The organism is Pseudomonas sp. 65/3-MNA-CIBAN-0223, assembly GCF_040310425.1.
GTDB classification, from domain to species: Bacteria; Pseudomonadota; Gammaproteobacteria; order Pseudomonadales; family Pseudomonadaceae; genus Aquipseudomonas; species Aquipseudomonas gregormendelii.
In genome coordinates, this window is record NZ_JBEOPV010000373.1 from 1 (window position 1) to 232 (window position 232).

Sequence of the window (232 nt, forward strand, 5' to 3'; positions counted from 1 at the left end):
GTGTTCTACTACATTATCACTATAGTAATGGCTATCGGAGGAATAGTCTGACCCTTGTCCTAAATAGGCTATAAGCTTTTTAATAACTTGTTGCCTATTGAGTAGTTGTGCTGGAATATTAATCCATATTGAATCAATCAGTCGGTCATCATCTACTGCACTAAAATGACAGTGAGCAACATTAAGAGTCCAAAACTTAGGTAGTTTTATGGTGACTATTTCAGGCATATAG

1 protein-coding gene is annotated in these 232 nt (G+C 35.8%); it reads right to left on the bottom strand.

What is annotated here, in order from left to right:
- Positions 1-232, bottom strand: a 232-nt coding sequence (locus AAEZ09_RS29280) for a hypothetical protein (RefSeq protein ID WP_350601815.1), incomplete at both ends; no start/stop codon positions are given.